Source organism: Saccharothrix sp. NPDC042600 (assembly GCF_040647305.1).
GTDB lineage: Bacteria > Actinomycetota > Actinomycetes > Mycobacteriales > Pseudonocardiaceae > Actinosynnema > Actinosynnema mutabilis.
This window is the reverse complement of sequence record NZ_JBEZBW010000030.1, coordinates 36,685-54,883: the sequence shown is the minus strand read 5'-3', so window position 1 is coordinate 54,883 and position 18,199 is coordinate 36,685. Positions and strand designations below refer to the sequence as shown.

General features: G+C 73.6%; 14 protein-coding genes. 8 read left to right on the top strand and 6 right to left on the bottom strand.

The window, feature by feature from the left end:
- Positions 1 to 163: 163 nt before the first annotated feature.
- The 3 genes from AB0A74_RS20015 (at position 164) to AB0A74_RS20005 (ending at position 2,487) form a co-directional block, all read left to right on the top strand.
- On the top strand, positions 164 to 721 hold the full coding sequence (locus tag AB0A74_RS20015) for a TetR/AcrR family transcriptional regulator (RefSeq protein ID WP_358251383.1): 558 nt from the start codon (positions 164 to 166) through the stop codon (positions 719 to 721).
- Between the two features lie 25 nt (positions 722 to 746).
- Positions 747 to 1,574, top strand: a complete 828-nt coding sequence (locus AB0A74_RS20010) for an exonuclease domain-containing protein (protein ID WP_358251380.1) — start codon at positions 747 to 749, stop codon at positions 1,572 to 1,574.
- Positions 1,575 to 1,674: 100 nt separating this feature from the next.
- Entirely contained in the window at positions 1,675 to 2,487 is an 813-nt protein-coding gene (locus tag AB0A74_RS20005) for a GGDEF domain-containing protein (protein WP_358251376.1), read from the top strand.
- Positions 2,488 to 2,547: 60 nt separating this feature from the next.
- Here the strand turns inward: AB0A74_RS20005 and AB0A74_RS20000 are convergent, their stop codons facing one another.
- The 5 genes from AB0A74_RS20000 to AB0A74_RS19980 form a co-directional block, all read right to left on the bottom strand.
- Positions 2,548 to 6,099 carry a hypothetical protein gene (locus AB0A74_RS20000; RefSeq protein ID WP_358251374.1) on the bottom strand — a complete coding sequence of 1,184 codons (3,552 nt, stop codon included), beginning with the start codon at positions 6,097 to 6,099 and terminating at the stop codon, positions 2,548 to 2,550.
- Positions 6,100 to 6,288: 189 nt separating this feature from the next.
- Positions 6,289 to 7,029 (bottom strand): hypothetical protein, encoded by a 741-nt coding sequence (locus AB0A74_RS19995; protein WP_358251372.1) that lies wholly within the window; start codon positions 7,027 to 7,029, stop codon positions 6,289 to 6,291.
- A gap of 214 nt (positions 7,030 to 7,243) precedes the next feature.
- The gene (locus AB0A74_RS19990; protein ID WP_358251370.1) at positions 7,244 to 9,418 is read right to left on the bottom strand and encodes a hypothetical protein; all 2,175 of its coding nucleotides are present in this window, start codon (positions 9,416 to 9,418) and stop codon (positions 7,244 to 7,246) included.
- A gap of 428 nt (positions 9,419 to 9,846) precedes the next feature.
- Positions 9,847 to 10,671 carry a CHAP domain-containing protein gene (locus tag AB0A74_RS19985; protein WP_358251368.1) on the bottom strand — a complete coding sequence of 275 codons (825 nt, stop codon included), beginning with the start codon at positions 10,669 to 10,671 and terminating at the stop codon, positions 9,847 to 9,849.
- A gap of 14 nt (positions 10,672 to 10,685) precedes the next feature.
- Positions 10,686 to 11,627: a hypothetical protein gene (locus AB0A74_RS19980; RefSeq protein ID WP_358251366.1), complete on the bottom strand. Its 942-nt coding sequence runs from the start codon at positions 11,625 to 11,627 to the stop codon at positions 10,686 to 10,688.
- Between the two features lie 166 nt (positions 11,628 to 11,793).
- On the opposite strand from AB0A74_RS19980, the gene AB0A74_RS19975 reads away from it, so the two are divergent.
- A complete protein-coding gene (locus AB0A74_RS19975) occupies positions 11,794 to 12,951 on the top strand; it encodes an AI-2E family transporter (protein WP_358251365.1) in 1,158 nt (385 codons plus the stop codon).
- On the opposite strand, the gene AB0A74_RS19970 is transcribed toward AB0A74_RS19975, so the two are convergent.
- On the bottom strand, positions 12,948 to 14,144 hold the full coding sequence (locus tag AB0A74_RS19970; protein WP_358251363.1) for a diguanylate cyclase: 1,197 nt from the start codon (positions 14,142 to 14,144) through the stop codon (positions 12,948 to 12,950). The genes AB0A74_RS19975 and AB0A74_RS19970 overlap by 4 nt on opposite strands.
- A gap of 168 nt (positions 14,145 to 14,312) precedes the next feature.
- Between AB0A74_RS19970 and AB0A74_RS19965 the strand changes: the two genes are divergently transcribed.
- The 4 genes from AB0A74_RS19965 to AB0A74_RS19950 are packed head-to-tail and all read left to right on the top strand — an operon-like array spanning position 14,313 to position 18,169.
- Positions 14,313 to 15,452, top strand: a complete 1,140-nt coding sequence (locus AB0A74_RS19965) for a DUF5931 domain-containing protein (protein ID WP_358251361.1) — start codon at positions 14,313 to 14,315, stop codon at positions 15,450 to 15,452.
- A complete protein-coding gene (locus AB0A74_RS19960) occupies positions 15,449 to 16,102 on the top strand; it encodes a response regulator transcription factor (protein ID WP_343933833.1) in 654 nt (217 codons plus the stop codon). Before AB0A74_RS19965 ends, AB0A74_RS19960 begins: the two co-directional genes overlap by 4 nt.
- Complete coding sequence (locus tag AB0A74_RS19955) at positions 16,099 to 16,668, top strand: DUF1707 domain-containing protein (RefSeq protein WP_358251359.1); 570 nt, start codon at positions 16,099 to 16,101, stop codon at positions 16,666 to 16,668. Before AB0A74_RS19960 ends, AB0A74_RS19955 begins: the two co-directional genes overlap by 4 nt.
- A gap of 43 nt (positions 16,669 to 16,711) precedes the next feature.
- Positions 16,712 to 18,169, top strand: a complete 1,458-nt coding sequence (locus tag AB0A74_RS19950; RefSeq protein WP_358251358.1) for an SDR family oxidoreductase — start codon at positions 16,712 to 16,714, stop codon at positions 18,167 to 18,169.
- Positions 18,170 to 18,199: the final 30 nt, after the last annotated feature.

Sequence of the window (18,199 nt, the reverse complement as noted above, 5' to 3'; positions counted from 1 at the left end):
CGATTCTGCCGTGGCCGGTCGGCGGGCATGGGGGAATGGCCGATCACCGGCTCCCGGACAGCTCGGCGGGGTGGCGCGGCCTTCGGTCGCGGCGCGTGAGCGCTTCGGGCCGGTGGCGCACGAAAGTGTGAACGGCGCGGGTCGGCGCGTTTACGATCAAGGGATGCCACCCGACGCGGCGCGGCGCAGCGAGCGGTCCCGGCGGGCCGTGTTGGCCGCCGCGCTCGAACTGGTCGAGGCGGTCGGGTACGCGCGGCTGACCATCGAGGCGGTCGCCACCCGCGCCGGGGTCGGCAAGCAGACCATCTACCGCTGGTGGCCGTCCAAGGGGCCGCTGCTGTTCGACGCGCTGGTCGAGTTCGGGCCGGTCGAGGACGAGCCGCCCGACTGGGGCGCGCTCGGCGACGACCTGCGCCGGGAGCTGCGGGAGGCGGTGCGGCAACTGGAGGAGCGGCGGTTCGACCAGGTGTGCCGGGTGCTGGTGCACGAGGAGCGGACCGACCTGGTGACGCTGCTGCTCATGCCGCGCCGGATGCGGCTGGAGGAACGGCTGGCGATGGCCCAGCGGGCCGGTGAGGTGCGCGGCGACGTGGACGTGCCGGCTGCGGCCGAACTGCTGCTCGCCCCGGTCTACCAGCGGTGGCTGCTGCGCACCGGGCCGTTGACCGGCACGTTCTCCGACACGGTGGTGGTGCACGCGCTCCGCGCGCTGTGCGCGTGATCATGATCGGTAGGGTGGGTCGATCATGGGGTACGCCGTGGTCGACGTGGAGACGACCGGGTTCGCCGCCCGCCGGGCGGACCGCGTGGTCGAGGTGGCGGTCGTGCAGCTGGACGCGCGGGGCGAGCCGACCGGCGAGTGGTGCACCCTGCTCAACCCCGGCCGGGACCTCGGGCCGCGGCACGTGCACCGGATCAGCGCCGCCGACGTGTGGGCCGCGCCGACGTTCGCGCAGGTCGCGGGCGCGTTGACCGAGCGGCTCGCGGGTCGGGTGCTGGTCGCGCACAACCTCGCGTTCGACGCCCGCTTCCTGGCCGCCGAGTTCGCCCGGCTCGGCGTGGACCTCGACCCGGACGGCCTGTGCACGATGCGCCTCGCGCCGCCGGGCGCCGGCCGGTCGCTGCGGGACTGCTGCGCGGCGGCCGGGATCGTCGTCGAGGACGCCCACTCCGCCCTGCACGACGCCCGCGCCACGGCCCGCCTGTTCGCCCACTACCTGCGGCGGGGCGTCCCCGAGGCACCCCGGGTCCCGTGGCCGCGACTGCCCGGCGACGCGGTCGAGGTGCGCCGCGGCAACGCGACCGCCACCCGCGCGAAGCAGCACGTCGCGCTGCGCGTCGGCGACGTCGTCGTGTTCACCGGGCAGACCACCGACCCCCGGGACGTGTGGATCTCGCGCGCCCGGGCCGCCGGACTGGTCAGCCGCGGCTACGTCACCCGGTCCACGCGGCTCGTCGTGGCGGCGGACCCGTTCACCCTGTCCACGAAGGCGCGGCGGGCGCGTGCCTACGAGGTGCCCGTGGTGTCCGAGGAGGAGTTCGCCGGTCTCCTGATCGGCGGGGTGATGGAATAAAAGATCACCGGACCGAGTGTCATCAGGCCTATTGAAAAGCCCTCGACCTGCGGGGATGCTTCTGACGGACAGGCCTGGTCCGGCGAAGGGCACGAGTCCTATGCGTACCGTGCAGTCAACGACCCCCCGTCGGGTGTGGGACGAACTGGTCGCCGAACTGCCCGTCGGCGTGCTGCTCCAGGACGACCGCGGCACCGTGCTCGCGGGCAACCGCCTGGCCGCCGCCCTGCTGGGCGTGCCGCCGACCACCCTGCCCGGCTACCGGTTGCCCGCGGCGTGGGACGAGTCCGGGGCGCGGCTCCCGACGTGCGCCGAGCTCGCCGCGCAGGTGCTGCGCACCGGGGCGGCGCTGACCATCCCGGTGGTCCTGCCGCACACGCGGGTGTGGGCCGACATCCACCCGCTGTCCGACCGCGGCCAGGTGCTGGTGCTGCTGCGACCGGTGCAACAGGACGTGCCGCACAGCGCGAACCTGCTCGACGCGCTCACCGGGCTGCCCGGCCGGGCGCTGCTGCTGGACCGCCTCGACCAGGCGCTGACCCGGGCCCGCACGCACGGCACGCTCGCCACGCTGGTCCTGCTCGACGTGCACCAGCTCGCCGAGGTGAACCGGACCCACGGGTTCCAGCGCGGCGACGAGCTGCTCGCGGTGATCGGCGGTCGGCTGCGGGAGGGCCTGCGCGAGGACTACACCGTGGCCCGGTACGGCGGGGACGAGTTCGCCGTCGTCGCGGAACACCCCAACGGCAACGGCGAGGCGGTGGCGGCGCGGGCCCGTGAGCTGGCCGGGCGGGCGGTGCGGCTGGGCGGCACGCGGATCCAGCCCGGCGTGCGGGTGTGCTGGGTGACCAGCGACGGCGACGCGCCCCTGCACTCGGTGATCGCCCACGTCGAAGAGCGGTTGCGCCACTAAAAAGGACCCCTGGCACCGGGTGTGCCAGGGGTCCCGTTCACGCGGGGTGGGTGGTGCGGGTCAGAGCTTCGGCAGGACCTGCGTCACGTCCATCGCGCCCAGCGCGTCGAACATGCTCAGCGCGTCCAGACCGGCCAGGGCCGGGGCGGAGGTGCGCTCGCGCGGGCCCTCGACCTTGCCGTTCAGCGGGTTCACGTTCAGGCCGGACAGCGAAGCGCCGGACAGCGGCGGGACCGGCGCGGCCGGGACGGCCGGCAGGGCCGGGGCCGCGGTGCGCGGCTGGGCCACGCCCGGCACCGGCACCACGAACGGCAGCGGCAGCGGGGAGGCCACGCTGGGCAGGCTGCGCGGCGAGCCCTTCTGCGGGCCGGGCAGCAGCGGCAGGCCCTGCACCACCGGGGTCACGCCCAGGGTGCCGCCGAACAGCGGCAGGGTGCCGCCGAACGACCGCTCGTCCTTGTCACCGTCGTTGACCAGCGCGTTGCGGTCGGAGGCGTTGACGATCGCCTCGGGCACGCGGCGCAGCTCCTGCAGGCGGCGCAGCTCGTTCAGCCTGCCCAGCTCGGGCGACCGGGTCAGGCCGGTGAGCTTGTTCAGGCCGGGGACGTTCGCGACACCGGGCACCTTCACGTCGGTGAGGCCGCCGGTGGGCAGCTTGCCCGGCAGCGCCGGCGTGGGCAGCTTCTTGTCCGCGACGCTGGTGGACGGCGCGTTCGAAGGCAGCTTGGTGGGCAGCTCCTTCGGCGCCACCCTGGTCAGGTCGGCCTTGGGCAGCCCGCCCGCCTGGCCGGTCAGCAGCTCCAGGACCAGCTTCGGGTTCGGGATCTGGTTGACCGGCATGTCCTCCAGGTCCACCACGTCGGACACTGCCGGCAGCTTCGGCAGCGACTCGCGGGTCAGCGACAGGTCGCTGGCGCGGGTCAGGTCCATGCCGCGCACCTGGGGGGCGCCCAGCTCGCGGACCTTCGACAGCTCCAGGCCGCGCAGCACCGACAGGTCGAAGTCGCGCAGGTCGGACAGGTCCATCGCGCCCAGGCCGGACAGCTTGTCCAGGCTGGACAGGCTGGGCAGCTCGGTCGGCTTCATCAGGTTGTCCACGCCGGCGGGCAGGGTGATGCCCCGCGGCACGGTCTTGCGCGGGCCGCCCTGGCCCTCCGGCTCGTCGCCGGTCCGCTCGGCCGAGGCCTCGGCGAGGTCGGTCCGGGCGTCGCCGAGCACGTCGGCGGGCACGTCGAACACGGCGGGCCGCGTCTCGGCGGGCACCGACACGTCGTGCGAGGTCAGCGCGCCCGACCCCGTGGTCTCCGTGTCGCCGCCGGACTGGGTGAGGCTCAGCGAGTCGGCGTTGGCGTCGGCCAGGCCGCCCGCGGTCGCCGCGTCGCCGAACACGCCGGGCTTGGCGTTGGCCGGCAGGTTGACCAGGTTGCCCGACAGCGAGCTGTTCCAGGCCTCGGTCTCCTGGTCGCCACCGGCGACCACCGCGGACTGGTCGGACACGTCCGAGCGGCTGTTGCCGGCGGCGGACACCGAGTCGGCGAAGGTCTGCAGCGCCAGGGCGGGCTGGGCGGTGATGCCGTTGCCGGACACCGAACCCTGGTTGCCCGAGGTGGCGATGTCGCCGCCGGAGAACGAGGTGAACTCGTTCTCGACCGCGCTCTTGGCGTTGCTGCCCGCACCGAGGGTCGAACCGAACACCTGCGGCGAGGACGCCTGCGGGGCCGAGACGACGTTGCCGGTGAACGCGCCGTGGTCGCCCTCGGAGTTGGCGTCGCCGCCGGAGCGCGAGTGCAGCTCGTTGCTCAGGTCGGACGCGCCGTTGCCGACGGCCACGAAGGTGTTGCCGGGCACCTGCGCCGGGTTCGAGGTCGGAGCCTCGACGATGTTGCCGGACATCGAGCCGTGCCGGCCGGTGGCCGACGCCGGGCCGCCGGCGACGAGCGCGGTGTCGCTCTCGGTCTTCGAGGTCGGGTTGCCGACCAGCGCGCCGGCGTTGCCGAAGCCCTGACCGCCGAGCGCGGTGGGCGTGGTGACGACGTTGCTGGAGACGGTGCCGTTGTCGTCGCGGGCGTTGGGCGCCCCGCCGGCCCGGATCTCCTTGTCCTCCACGGCGTTGCCGGTGGCCAGGCCGCCGACGCCGCCGGCGTTGCCGAAGCCCTCGGCGGGCAGCGCCAGCGGCGCCTGGCCGATGTTGCCGGACAGGACCGCGTCGTTGCCGGTGGTGCCGTTGTAGCCGCCGGCGGCGGAGTCCACCTCGTTCTCGCACTGCGAGGCCGCGATGCCGCCGCCGGACAGGCCGTTGCCGCACGCGTCGATCGCGCCGGCGGGGGCCGCGTTGGTCGAGTTCGCCGACAGCACCGAGCGGTCGCCGTCGGTGAACGTCGAGCCGCCCGCGCGGACGTCGGTGTCGGCCGCGTGGGTGGAGGAGGTGTTGCCCAGCACCGAGCCCGAGTTGCCCGCGCCGCCCACCGGCAGCGCGACGGGCGCGTCGCCGAAGTTGCCCGACAGGGTCGAGTCCTGGCCGCTGGTCTGGGCCCAGCCGCCCGCCTGGGCGTTGTTGTCCGACCGGGTCTCGGTGTCGGCGTTGCCGACGCCGGCCAGGGCGTTGTTGTTGACCGTGGCGGGACCGGCGAGCTGCGGCTGGAGCGCGTTGCCGGCCACGGTGGCGTTCTCGCCGCTGGTGGACAGCCACGACTCGTGGTTGCTGCGGGTCGGGCCGGTGTCGCCGGCGACCGCGGTGGTGCGGTGGTCGGCGGTGGAGTCGGCGTTGCCGGCCGCGCCGAGCGCGTTGCCCTCGACCGAGGTGATCGGGGCGAGCGGGATGCCCGCGGTGTTGCCGCCCAGGGTGCTGCGGTCGCCGTTGGTGGCCAGCGAGCCGCCGGCCTCGGCCTCGGTGTCGGCGTGCGAGGCGCTGTTGGCGATGCCGCCGCCCGCGACCGCGTTGTTGCTCACGCGGAACGGGGTGGCCTGCTGGACGCCGAGGATGTTGCCGGACAGCGAGCCGTCCGAACCGCCGGTGCTGATGTCGCCGCCCGCGGCGGCGTCCTGGCGGGCGTAGGACTCGGAGTAGGCGTTGGCGCCGACGGCGGCGGCGTTGCCGGTGGCCCCGATCGGGCTGGCGTTGTGGATCGCGGCGACGTTGCCCGCGAGCGAGCCGCGGGAGCCGTCGGTGCGGGTCTTGCCGGTGCTGGGCGTGTACTGCGCGCACTCGCCGTCGGCGTGGGCGTCGCCGCCGGCGCCGACCGCGTTGCCGCAGGCGTGGACCGGGGCGACGACGTCGCCGTCGACGGCGTTGCCGCGGGTCACCTGCGTGGTGTCGACCTGGCGGACGCGGGCCTGCGCGTCGCGGACCAGGGGGTTGTTGGTGACGCCGGTCGGCTGCGGCACGTTCTCCGTGCCGATCTCGCGGTGGATCTCCGGCAGGTCCCGGTTGCCGACCGGGGTGCCCAGGTTGTTCTCCTCGACGTCGATCGGCACGCGGACGCGGGCGTCCAGCGGCGACGGCGGGGCGTCGGGGTTGACGTTCTCCTGGGCTGAAGCGATGCCCGTACCGAGCATCAGCAAACCACCCGTGACAAGTGCGGTCTGGAAACCGCGCTTGGCCCAGGTTTGCATGGGTTCTCCTTCTGCTGTGTCCCGTGATGGGAGGTGAAGGGTGGTCGGCGCGTGCACCGCGTCGGGGGAGCGACGACCACCCGGATCGGGGGGTGGGGCGCGGCTGGTCGACCGGTTTCGGGCGCGACGGACGCGCGTCGGTCGATCACCGGGACGGCGTCAGAGCCGCCCGCGGACCGCGCGCTGGGATCAGTCGGGGGTGGTGCCGGGCTGCTTGCCGGGCAGCACGGAGACCCGCTCGGTGCCGGGCAGCAGCGCCCGGAGCACGGCGGCGTCCAGGCCGTCGGCGGTCACGCCCGTGAACGGGCCGTTGCCGCCGCCGGCGGAACCCGAGCCGTCACCACCGCACGAGCAGTGCACCGGCACCCCTGAAGGCGGTGCGAACGGCGTGCGCGTGGGGCCGGTCGGGTCGGAGAGCGGTGCGGTGCGGTCCTCGGCGGTCGACGCGTCGAACGACGGCGCCGGCGAGGCCGCCCAGCTCTCGCTGAGCTTGCCGAACGGGCTCCGCACCACCGGGGTGCCGGTGAGAACCGGCACGGCGGTGGCTTCGGTGGCGGGCTCGGCGTGCCGGTTCACCGCGCGTCCCGACAGGGACGAGGCGATGACCGACTCGGCCAGGTTCGGCTCGAACCTGGCCACGGTGTGGCCGAAGGTGCCGCGGATGTCCTCCGCGACGCGGCCGAGGTCGGGCACCTGCGGGTGCGGGCGCTCGGCCCGGACCTTCTCGTCGAGGTCGCGCACGGTCTCGCGGACCGGTGCGACGGCCTCGCCGACGGGGCTGACCGCCACCGCTTCGGTGACGGAGGTGACCGCGTCGGCGCCCTGCGCGGACGCCGGCGACGCGGACAGCGCCCAGACGGCGGCAGTGCCAGCCAGCGCGCCGCCGGCGACCAGCAGGGCACGGGAGAGCAGCCGCCGAACGCGGCTCACCCCCACACCCGATCGCTGGTCGGCCGACGACACCGCTGGTACCTCCACCTGAACGCTGGGGAATCGTCGGCACGAGAGATCGAAGGTGATCAAGCCGACGCCGTCGAGCGTGCCAGCCCGCCGGGCCGGAGCGCACGCGTTCGCGGCCTGGTTCGCCGGATCGTGTGATCGACACTCGGTGTTGTCGGATTTAACTCTGGGTAGCCAACCCTGGTCAGACGCGCTTGAGGACGCGGGCCGCGCCGGCCGCCGCCGTCGAGGCGAGGATCCAGCCGACGGCGATCAACGCGCTGGATATCCACTGGGAGGCGCCGGAGAACTTCCACTTGCCGTCCTGGCCCAGGTCCACGATCGGGATCAGCAGGTCCACGGCCAGCAGCCACGGGTTCCAGGACGGCGACTCGTCGTCGTTGAGCTTGGGCATCTCGTGCCCGAGGAACCACAGCGCGCCCAGCAGCCAGAACGCCGCCAGCCACGCGATCGCCAGCCACGGCCGGTACCCGTAGCCCACGGTCCAGCGCTGGAGGAACCCCCACACCCGGCCCGCGCGGCCCAGCTCGGAGTAGCGGCGGTGCTGCTTCTCCAGCTGCACGTGCTGCGCCAGCTCCTCCTCGCCGCCGTCCCGGTACACCGCCGCGAGCTGCTCGTAGGGTCCGGGCGCGAAGTCCGGCTGCACCTCGCGCAGCCAGCGCAGCCGGGTGCGCACGTCCACCGGCGGGGTCGAGGAGATCGCGCTGAAGGTGAAGTCCTCGACGTCCACGCCGCCGGTCGCCGCCCACAGGCCGGGCCCGTCCTGCACGGCGGTCGCGCTGACCCGGCGCAGCACCACGCGGCCGACCGGGATCACGTCCTCGGCCATCCGCAGCACGAGTTGGCTGACCGTGAGCCCGTAGGCGTTGAGCGCGATGTCGCTGCCCGGACCGCCCAGCCGGGCCCCGGTGAAGGTCGCCATCTTGCCGACCTCGGCCAGCCGGATGCGGACGCCGCCGGTCGCGGTGAACCCGTGGCTGCACAGGAGGTCCTTGCCGATGGTGGCGACCCGCGCGTCGAGCGAGGGCTTGACCCCGGCGCCGTCGGGGCGGCGGCGCGGCTGGACCAGCGTCGCGCCGGAGCAGTCCAGGGTGGAGCCGATCGCGGCGTTCTGCAGCCGCAACGAGCCCTTGGCGTGCAGGTCGCGCAGGAACAGCGTGCCGCCGACGGTCAGCCGGTCGGCGAACAGGACGTCGATGCCCGGGCCGTGCAGTTGGACGCCGGACAGGCTCGCGCTGCCGCGGACGTGCGCGTCGACCAGGCGGACCTGGCCGTAGGCGCGCAGGGCGGACTCGCGCGCCCCGCCGCCGCGGAACCCGCCGTTGACCGCGCCGCGCGCTTCGAGGTCGCCGCGCACCTGGATGCCGTCGGCGTGCAGCGCGACGGGGATCCGGTCCACCACCTCGCGCGCTTCGAGCTCCTCCACCACGTCCTGCTGCCCGATCGCCGCGCCGGACAGCCGCAGGTACCCGCCGACCTCGGCGTTGGGCAGCCGCACCGTGCCGCTGGAGGTGAAGCCGTCGTCGAGTTCGACGTTGCCCTCGACGTGGATGCGGTCGGCGACCAGCGAGGCGGACTCGTCGGCGGTGCCGCGCGGGATGACCAGGACGGGCCGGTCCACCACGCCGGCCTTGAGGCGCGCGCCGGAGAAGACGACGTTGCCGCCGACCCGGGCCCCGTCGAGCAGGATGCGCCCGTCGGCGGTGAACCGCCCGCCCTCGGCGTCGCAGAACAGGTTGCCCGCGATGGTGATGCCGGAGCCGTCGAGGGCGTTCTGGCCGGGGTTGAACAGCCGCGCGCCCCCGAGGTGCACCGACCCGCCGATGTTGGCCCCCCGCATCCGCACCTCACCGCCGGCGCGCAGGGCGATGGCCTGGAGCGAGCCGGACAGCCGGATGCGCGCGGCGAGCAGGGCGTGGTCCCCCTTGGCCTTGAGCACCGCGCCGGCGAGGCGGAACGTGCCGTCGACCGTGGCGTCGGTGAGGTCCACGACGCCGTCGCTGGTGAAGCCCGCTTCGAGGACGAGGTCGCTGCCGACCCGGAGGTTGCGCGCCCACAGGCCGGGGACCTTGCAGCCGCGCATGCGCAGGCTGGTGAGGCGGGCCATGCGGAGGTCGGGGGTGTGGTCGAAGGTGCAGTCGACGAAGTCGACGATCTGGGTGACGGTCAGGCCTTCGAGCGCGAACGGCCCGGTGACGTGCGCGCCGACCAGGCGGAGGGCGGAGCCGGGGAGGGGTTCGGTGAGCAGGGACGAGAGGAGTTCGCCGCGGACGGTCCGGTCGACCTTGGGCTCCTTGGCGTCGAACCGGACGCGACGGCCGACGGCGAAGGCGGCACGCAGGGACTCCTCGTCGGTCACGGCACCGATCCGATCATCCCGACGGTGCTGTTGGCCAGGCTTTGTGGCCTCCGGCCCCCGGTTCCATCGTCCCATGCGGGTACGACAGTGCGGGGTGGTCGGTTGGTTCCCGGGGTGGGGTGACCGGTGGAAGCTTCCGGTTGGCCGGGGTCGGTGGTGCGGCGGGCGGCAGCCGGCGGGAGTGGGGCGACCGGCGGGAGTGGGGCGACCGGCGGGAGTGGGGCGACCGGCGGGTGCCGGCGGGAGCGGGGCGTTCTGCGGGTGCGGGCGGGGCCTGCGGGTGCGGGCGGGGCGCGGGCGGGCAAGCGAGCGCGGCGGGCTGGCGAACGCGCGGGCGTGTGGGGCTGTCTTGCTCGGGTGGGAGCCCCGCCATCCCGGGTGGCGGGGCTCCCTGGGGTCCTGCTTGAGCGAGTGCGGGTGGGCGGGGGTCAGCCGATGAGGCCGTAGGTGTGCTGGAGCTGGTCGCCGTTGACGATGGTCACCGAGGACGGCTGGCTGCCGTCGACCATGCCGGGCTTGGTGTCCTTGGTCTTCTTCGTGTCCTTCTTCTTGGTCTCGACGTTCTTCTTGGTCTCTTCCTTCTTCTTCGTCTCCTCCTTCTTCTTCGGGTCGTCCTTCTTCTTCGGGTCGTCCTTCTTCTTCGCCTTCTTCTCGACCGGCGACGCGTAACCGGTGACCTGCGACTTCTTCGGGTCGATGGTGATCTTGGAGACCTTGTTCGTCCCCGCGCCGCTGTTGCCGGAGATCACGGTGATGCGGCCGGTCTTCTTGTCGACCTTCGTGACGATGCCGACGTGGTCGTTCTTGGTGGTGCCGTCGTTGAGCCGGTAGGTGACGGCGTCACCGGGCTTGACGTTCTTCACGCCCGCGCCGTTCTTCCACGTCCCGTACTTCACGCCGTAGCTGCGGAAGCTGTTGGCCATGGACGTCGCGCCCTCGGTCTTCATGCCGGCCTTGTCCCAGACCCACTTGGTGAAGTCCGCGCACCACGCCTGGCACTTGCCGCCGGGGCTGTAGGCGTTGCAGTTGTCACCACCGGACTCGTGGTTGCGCTTCGGGTTGTTCAACTCCTTCTGCGCGATGTCCACGATCTTCTTGCGGGAGTCGTCGTCCGCGGGCTTGGTCGAGGCGGCGACCAGGTCCATCTCGACCGGGGCGGCCTGCGCGGACAGCCCCACCAGGGCGATGCCGGCGGCTGCGGCGAGGCCGACGACGAGGCGCGCGGTGGTGGTCTTGAGCAGGGTCAATCGCAACGGGATCTCCTCCATCAGGGATGTGCGGGAACGATCAGGTGGGGACCGTCACCGTCCGGGCCGACGTGCACGGCGTACGGCTCGGGCGTGGTGTGGTGGCGGTGGGGCTCGACGGTGCGCAGCTCGCGGAAGTCGTGGGGCTGCGCGTGGTACCGGGGCTCGGGAACGTAGGGCTGGTACCGCTGGTACGGCTGGTACGGCTCGAACACCGGCGGCTCGAACACAGGCGGCTCGAACACAGGCGGCTCGGACAGCGGGACTTCGGACAGCGGGACTTCGGACACGGGCGGCTCAGCGACCTCGGGCTCGACGACCTCGGGCTCGGCGACCTCGGGCTCGGCGACCTCGGGCTCGGTGGGCTCCTCCTCGGTGGGGCGGGTGGTGGGCTCCACGGACGCGGCCACCGCCGGGGCGGGCGGCTGCACGGGTGCGGGCGTCTCGGCCGGCGCGTCCTCCACCGGGACGGCCTGGCCCGCCGGCTCCTGCGCGGCCGGCGCGGCGGGCTCCTCCGACGACGACTCCCCGGCGGGCTCGCCGACCGGCTCCTCAGCCGGCGACTCCTCGGCAGGCGACTCCTCGGCGGGCGACTCCTCGGCCGGCGCGGGCTCCTCCGGCGCGGGTGTGCCGGGCTCCTCCGCCGGCGCGGTCTCCGGCTCCTCCACCGGCACCCGGCCCACGGGGGCCTCCGCCACCGGGGGCTCCGCGACCGCCGACTCCCCGCCCTGCTGGTGGCCCAGCAAGAACGCCGCCACGACCGCCAGCGCGAACGCGGCGAACACCAGCAACGTCTTCGGCTCCATCCGCCCGGCCTTCTGCTCGCCCGGCGACACGCCCGACGACTCACCCGACGACACGCCCGACGACACGCCCGACGCCGGGGACGCGACCGCCGGGGCGGACTTGCGGGACGTGGCCCGGCTGGGCGGCGGGGGTACTTGTCGGCGTGGCATCGGCACGGCCCTTCCTCGTCGGGATCGCTCGACACCGGACGCAATCCGTCCGAGCGGGTGTCCGACAAGCGCCCCGACCGGCCGGGACTGTCCCGGACGTCCGGGCACCCGGGGGTGGGAGTTGGCCGCGTGTTCAGACTCGCGCGGCCCGTGCGCGGGCTACGGTGATCGTGTGAAGGGGAGCGATTCGGATACCAGGGTTCCGCGCCTGCTGCAGGTGAGCGCCGCGCTGAGTTGGCGGTTCGTGGCGGTGGTCGCGGCGCTGTACGTCATCGGCGTCGTCGTCGGGTACCTGACGACCATCGTCATCCCGGCCGGGGTGGCGTTGCTGCTCGCGGCGCTGTTGTCGCCGGCGGTGGCGCAGTTGACGCGGATCGGCGTGCCCAAGGGCGTCGCGACCGGTCTGGTGCTGGTCGGCGGCATCGCCGTGGTCGGCGGGGTGCTCACCTTCGTCATCACCGAGTTCTCCAAGGGCCTGCCGGACCTGCAGAAGCAGGTCAGCGCGTCCCTGGACACGATCCGCGACTGGCTGCGGGACGGGCCGGCGCACCTGACCGACGCCCAGCTCCAGCAGTACCTGGACCGGGTCGTGCAGACGGTCAAGGAGAACCAGGCCGAGATCACCTCCGGCGCGCTGACCACCGCCGCGACCGTCGGCGAGCTGCTCACCGGCCTGATCCTCGCCCTGTTCACGCTGATCTTCTTCCTGCACGACGGCGATGGCATCTGGCGGTTCCTGATCCGGGCCGTCCCGAACGACGTCCGGGACCGCGCGGACGTGGCGGGACGGCGCGGGTTCGCGTCCCTCGTCTCCTACGTGCGGGCGACGGCGCTGGTGGCCGTGGTGGACGCGCTCGGCGTCGGCATCGGCCTGTGGATCGTGGGCGTCCCGCTGGTGGTGCCGCTGTCCGCGCTGGTCTTCCTGGGCGCGTTCATCCCGATCGTCGGCGCGGTGATCACCGGCGCGGTGGCCGTCCTGGTGGCTCTGGTCGCCAACGGGTGGGTCGCGGCGCTGATCGTGCTGGCCGTCCTGATCGGCGTGATGCAGCTGGAGTCGCACGTCCTCCAGCCGCTGCTCCTGGGCCGCGCGGTGAAGCTGCACCCGCTGGCCGTGGTCCTCGCGATCACCGCGGGCCTGGTCGTCGGCGGCATCGCCGGCGCGTTGCTGTCCGTGCCGCTGCTCGCGGTGCTCAACTCGGGCATCCGGTCGTTGCTGTCGGAGTCGGACAAGGCCGTCGAACCCGAGCAGGTGGACGTCCACGAACCCCAGGAGACCGGGCCGACCGACACCGGCGGTGAACGCGTCGAGGACCTCGACGGCAAGCCCTAGGCCATCTCCACCAGGTTCCGGCCGTACCCCTTCGCGGCGAGCAGCGCGGCGTCGGCGGCCACCAGCAGGTCCGGCAGCTCGTAGCCGTAGCGCTGGGTGGTCGCCACGCCGATGCTGACGGTCAGCCCGGTGAGCAGGTGCTCGCGGCCGTCCGTGCCGACCGTCGTCACCGCCAGGCCCGCCACGGCCAGCCGCACCCGCTGCGCCACGGACCGGGCGATGGCCGGCTCGGCGTCGGGCAGCAGCACCACGAACTCCTCGCCGCCGAAGCGTCCGACCAGGTCACCGCGCCGGACCGTCCCGGACAGCAGCAGGGCGACGGCGGACAGCGCCGCGTCCCCGGCCAGGTGGCCGACCTCGTCGTTGACCTTCTTGAAGTGGTCCAGGTCGAGCAGCATCACGGCCATCGGCCGGTTGCGGGCGCGGGCCTTGGCCAGCTCGTAGCGGGCGCGGCCGTCCCAGTGCACGGCGTTGGCCAGGCCGGTCTTGGCGTCCCGCTGCGCCGACCGCCGCCACTGCGGCAGCTGGGCCGCGCGTTCCAGCAGCGCCATCGGGGCCGCCGCCATCAGCGCGTGCACGGGGGTCGCCGTCGCGACGAACCCCATCAGGCCGCCGATGCTCACCGCGACGATCCCCAGGACGGCGTCGATCGGTTCGCCGACGACCTCCTCCGCGGGCGCCTGCGGGCTGCGCAGCTTCAACCCGAGCGCGATGATCCCGGCCCGCAGGACGAGCAGGACGGCCGCGCCGAGCACCATGACCAGCAGCTCGCGGTTCGGGCTCATCCACCCCAGCAGCGCCCTGGTGGCGAACACCGAGATGGCCGTCGCGGACAGCGTGAACACCCAGCGGTGCGACTCGGGGCGCTGCGCCAGCACGCCGTGCAGGGCGGGTCCGAACAGCAGCAGGACCAGCAGGTTGCACGGCAGCGCGATCAGGCCGGCGGTCAGGTAGGTCAGGTGCGCGGCCCACGGGTTGCGCTCCGACTCGCCCATCCGGTGGCTGTGGATCGAACTGCCGATGATCACCGCGCCCGCGGTGCCGGCGATCGCGCCGAACCGGGCGATGGCCTCCGAGTCGGGCGTGGGCGAGCTGGCGATCACGTACACGACCACGGCGAGGGCGAGCACGTCGACGGCCAGCCAGTAGGCCAGGGCGGAGCGCCGCAGCGTCCACAGTGGCCAGTCGCGCACGTCCACCCCACCCCTCGCGCCAGGAGTCGAATCGCGCGGTGTCCCCCGAGAGTCACACCCAGTAATGCGGGCAAGCCTTCCACACCCGCCGGTCGCGGAACAGACGGCCACCTGGGGGTTAGCTGCGCCACTCCGACACGGCAAAATCAGCGGTGAAGGGAGCACACCGTGCACACAGAGCCGGGCCGGACGGGTCCATCGGTGACCGGAGACCCGGTCGCGCACCTCTGGCGGGGAACCGTCGCACTACGGATCGTGACGTTCCTGTTCGCGCTGGGCAACGCCGCGGTGCACCACAGGGGCTACGAACGGCCGTGGCTCGCGTGGGCCGCGATCGGCGCGATGGCCGCGTGGACGGTGGTCACCAGCTTCGCCTACAGCCGGGAGGCCGGCCGCCGGCCGTGGCTGGTGTCGCTGGACCTGGGGCTGGCGTGCGCGCTGATGTCGCTGTCCCCGCTGATCATGACCGACTACCAGTTCCTGTCGAACGTCCCGCTGATCACCACCATCTGGGCGTCCGCGCCGCCGGTCGCGGCGGGCGCGCTGGGCGGGTCGGTCGCGGGCGCGATGTCCGGCCTGGTGGTCGGGCTGTTCACCTACCTGAGCCGGGGCGTGCTGAGCGTGGACCTCGTGCGGGACGTCGTGCTGCTGTCCGGCGCGGGCCTGGTCGTGGGCATGGCGTCCACGACGGCGCGCAAGTCGGCCGTGCGGTTGGAGCAGGCGTTGCGCACCGAGGCGGCCACGGCGGAACGCGAGCGTCTCGCACGGTCCATCCACGACGGTGTCCTCCAGGTGCTGGCCCGGGTGCGCAAGCGCGGCCTGGAGCTGGGCGGCGAGGCGGCGGAACTGGCCGAGCTGGCCGGCGAGCAGGAGATCGCGCTGCGGTCCCTGGTGGCCGCCGCGCCCACCGAGTCCACTGTGGATGGTGACGCGGACCTGCGGCCGGGGCTGCAACTGCTCGCCACGCCGCGGGTGCAGGTGTCCACTCCGGCCACCCAGGTCATGCTCCCGGCCGCGACGGCGGCCGAGCTGACCGCGGTGGTCCGCGAGGCGCTGTCCAACGTGGACAAGCACGCGCCCGGCGCGAAGGCGTGGGTGCTGCTGGAGGACCTGGGCGACGAGGTGGTGCTCAGCGTGCGCGACGACGGTCCCGGCATCCCCGAGGGGCGGCTGGCGTCGGCCGAGGCGGAGGGGCGGATGGGCGTGGCGAAGTCCATCCGGGGCCGGGTCGAGGCGCTGCGTGGGACGCTGGAGCTGCAGACCGGCCCGGGGGAGGGCACTGAGTGGGAGGTGCGGGTCTACCGATGAGCGTGTCCGTGATGGTGGTCGACGACCACCCGATCTGGCGGGACGGGGTCGCGCGCGACCTCGCCGAACGCGGGTTCGACGTGGTCGCCACGGCCGGCGACGCGGCGTCCGCGGTGCGCATCGCCCGCGCCGTGCGGCCGGACGTGGTGCTGATGGACCTCAACCTGGGCGAGTCGACCGGGGTCGAGGCCACCACGATGATCACCGGGTCGCTGACCGGGACGCGGGTCCTGGTGCTGTCGGCCAGCGGCGAGCACGACGACGTCCTGGAGGCGGTGAAGGCGGGCGCGTCGGGCTACCTGGTGAAGTCCGCGTCGGCCGAGGAGCTGGTGGAGGCGGTCAACCGCACCGCCGCCGGCGACGCCGTGTTCACCGCGGGCCTGGCGGGCCTGGTGCTCGGCGAGTACCGGCGCATGGCCGCCACGCCGGACGAGGACAAGCCGCAGCTCACCGACCGCGAGACGGAGGTGCTGCGGCTGGTCGCGAAGGGCCTGACCGCCCGCCAGATCGCGACCCGCCTGGTCATCTCGCACCGCACCGTGGAGAACCACGTGCAGTCGACGCTGCGCAAGCTCCAGCTGCACAACCGGGTCGAGCTGGCCCGGTACGCCATCGAGCACGGCCTGGACGTCGAACCGGAGGGGACATGACCGATCCGAGGCAGTGGCGGGTGTCCGACGCCGAACGCGAGCACGTCGTCGGCGTCCTGCAGAAGGCGATCGGGCGCGGCCTGATCACCCTGGACGAGTTCACCGAGCGCGCCGACACGGCGCTGGCCGCGAAGACCCGGGAACAGCTCAACGGGGTGCTGCTGGACCTCAGCGGCGTCGTGCACGCCGACCAGACCCGGGTGGTGGCGTCGGTCGAGCCGCTGGAGCTGAAGTCCACCATGTCGTCGGTGCGCCGCAAGGGGCAGTGGACGGTGCCGAAGACCGTCGTCGTGCGCAACCGGATGGGCTCGACGGAGCTGGACTTCCGGGAGGCGTCGATCCTGAGCCCGGTGGTCGAGGTCGAGCTGGACGTGCTGGCCGGGTCGGTGAAGCTGGTGCTGCCCGACGACGCGACGGTGAGCACCGAGGGGGTGGACCTCGCGGCGTCGTCGCTCAAGGACAAGGTGGGCGGCACCGGCGGCCGGCCGCACTTCGTCCTGCGCGGCCACGTGACGGCGGGTTCGGTGGAGGTCAAGCGCAAGAAGAACTGGCTGCGCGGCGTCTGACGCCCGTCGTGCGGGACCCGTCGGGGCCGGCCAGGATCTGGGTATGCGCTGTCTCGTGACCGGTGCGACCGGGTACCTCGGTGGGCGGCTCGTGCCGCGGTTGCTCGACGAGGGGCACGAGGTCCGGTGCCTGGTGCGCGACCCCGGGAAGCTGCGGGACGTGCCCTGGGCGGACCGGGTCGAGGTGGTGCGCGGGGACGTCCTGCAGGACCTCGGGGCCGCGGTCGAAGGGGTGGACGTCCTCTACTACCTGGTCCACTCGCTGCACCACCGGGACTTCGCCGACGCCGACCGGAGGGCCGCCGAGAACACCGCGCGCGCCGCGGAGGCCGCCGGGGTGCGCCGGATCGTGTACCTGGGCGGCCTGCACCCGCCGGACGCCGACCTCTCGCCGCACCTCGCCTCCCGCAAGGAGGTCGGGGACGTCTTCCTGCGCTCGCGCGTGCCCGCCGTGGTGCTCCAGGCCGCGGTGGTGATCGGGTCCGGGTCGGCCAGCTTCGAGATGCTGCGCTACCTGACCGAGCGGCTGCCGGTGATGGTGACGCCCCGGTGGGTGCACAACCGGATCCAGCCGATCGCGGTGCGGGACGTCCTGCGCTACCTGGTCGCGTGCGTGGACCTGCCGGACGGGATCAACCGGACGTTCGACATCGGCGGCCCGGACGTCCTGACCTACCTGGACATGATGCTGCGCTACGCGCGGGTCGCCGGGCTGCGCCCGCGCCGGGTGCTGCCGGTGCCGGTGCTGACGCCGAAGCTGTCCGCCCACTGGGTGAACCTGGTGACGCCCGTGCCCCGCTCGATCGCCGCGCCGCTGATCGAGTCGCTGGTGCACGAGGTCGTGTGCCGGGAGCACGACATCGAGGCGCTGGTCCCCGGCCCGACCACGGGGTACGACCAGGCCGTGCGGCTCGCGCTCACCCGCATCCGGGACGGCGCGGTGGAGACCCGCTGGTCGGGCGCGTCGACGCCGGGCGCGCCCTCCGACCCGCTGCCCAGCGACCCGGACTGGTCGGGCGGCTCCTCCTACGTGGACGTGCGCGAACGCCGGACTCACGCCTCCCCGGAACGCCTGTGGGCGGTGGTGGAGGGCATCGGCGGCGAGCACGGCTGGTACTCGTTCCCGCCGGCCTGGGCGGTGCGGGGGTGGCTGGACCGGTTGGTCGGCGGGGTCGGGCTGCGGCGCGGGCGGCGGGACCCGAAGCGGCTGCACGTCGGCGAGGCGCTGGACTGGTGGCGGGTCGAGGAGGTCGAGCGCGGGCGGTTGCTGCGGCTGCGCGCGGAGATGCGGGTGCCGGGCCTGGCGTGGCTGGAGCTCCGGGTGGCGGAGGCGGACGACGGCGGGTCCACTTACCGGCAGCGCGCGGTGTTCGTGCCGCGCGGCCTCGCCGGGCACGTCTACTGGTGGCTGGTGTGGCCGTTCCACGGGGTGGTGTTCGCGGGCATGGCGCGCAACATCGCCAGTGAAGCGGAGCTTACAAGCGAGTTCAGAAAGTCCTGATGGACTGCACAAGCAGGACGGGAGCACACT

What these genes read in the sequence shown, in the direction of transcription:
- AB0A74_RS20015 (WP_358251383.1), top strand. Translation starts at nt 164, where the DNA reads ATGCCACCCGACGCGGCGCGGCGCAGCGAGCGGTCCCGGCGGGCCGTG.
- AB0A74_RS19955 (WP_358251359.1), top strand. Translation starts at nt 16,099, where the DNA reads ATGACCGATCCGAGGCAGTGGCGGGTGTCCGACGCCGAACGCGAGCAC.
- AB0A74_RS19950 (WP_358251358.1), top strand. Translation starts at nt 16,712, where the DNA reads ATGCGCTGTCTCGTGACCGGTGCGACCGGGTACCTCGGTGGGCGGCTC.
- AB0A74_RS19960 (WP_343933833.1), top strand. Translation starts at nt 15,449, where the DNA reads ATGAGCGTGTCCGTGATGGTGGTCGACGACCACCCGATCTGGCGGGAC.
- AB0A74_RS20010 (WP_358251380.1), top strand. Translation starts at nt 747, where the DNA reads ATGGGGTACGCCGTGGTCGACGTGGAGACGACCGGGTTCGCCGCCCGC.
- AB0A74_RS20000 (WP_358251374.1), bottom strand. Translation starts at nt 6,099, where the DNA reads ATGCAAACCTGGGCCAAGCGCGGTTTCCAGACCGCACTTGTCACGGGT.
- AB0A74_RS20005 (WP_358251376.1), top strand. Translation starts at nt 1,675, where the DNA reads ATGCGTACCGTGCAGTCAACGACCCCCCGTCGGGTGTGGGACGAACTG.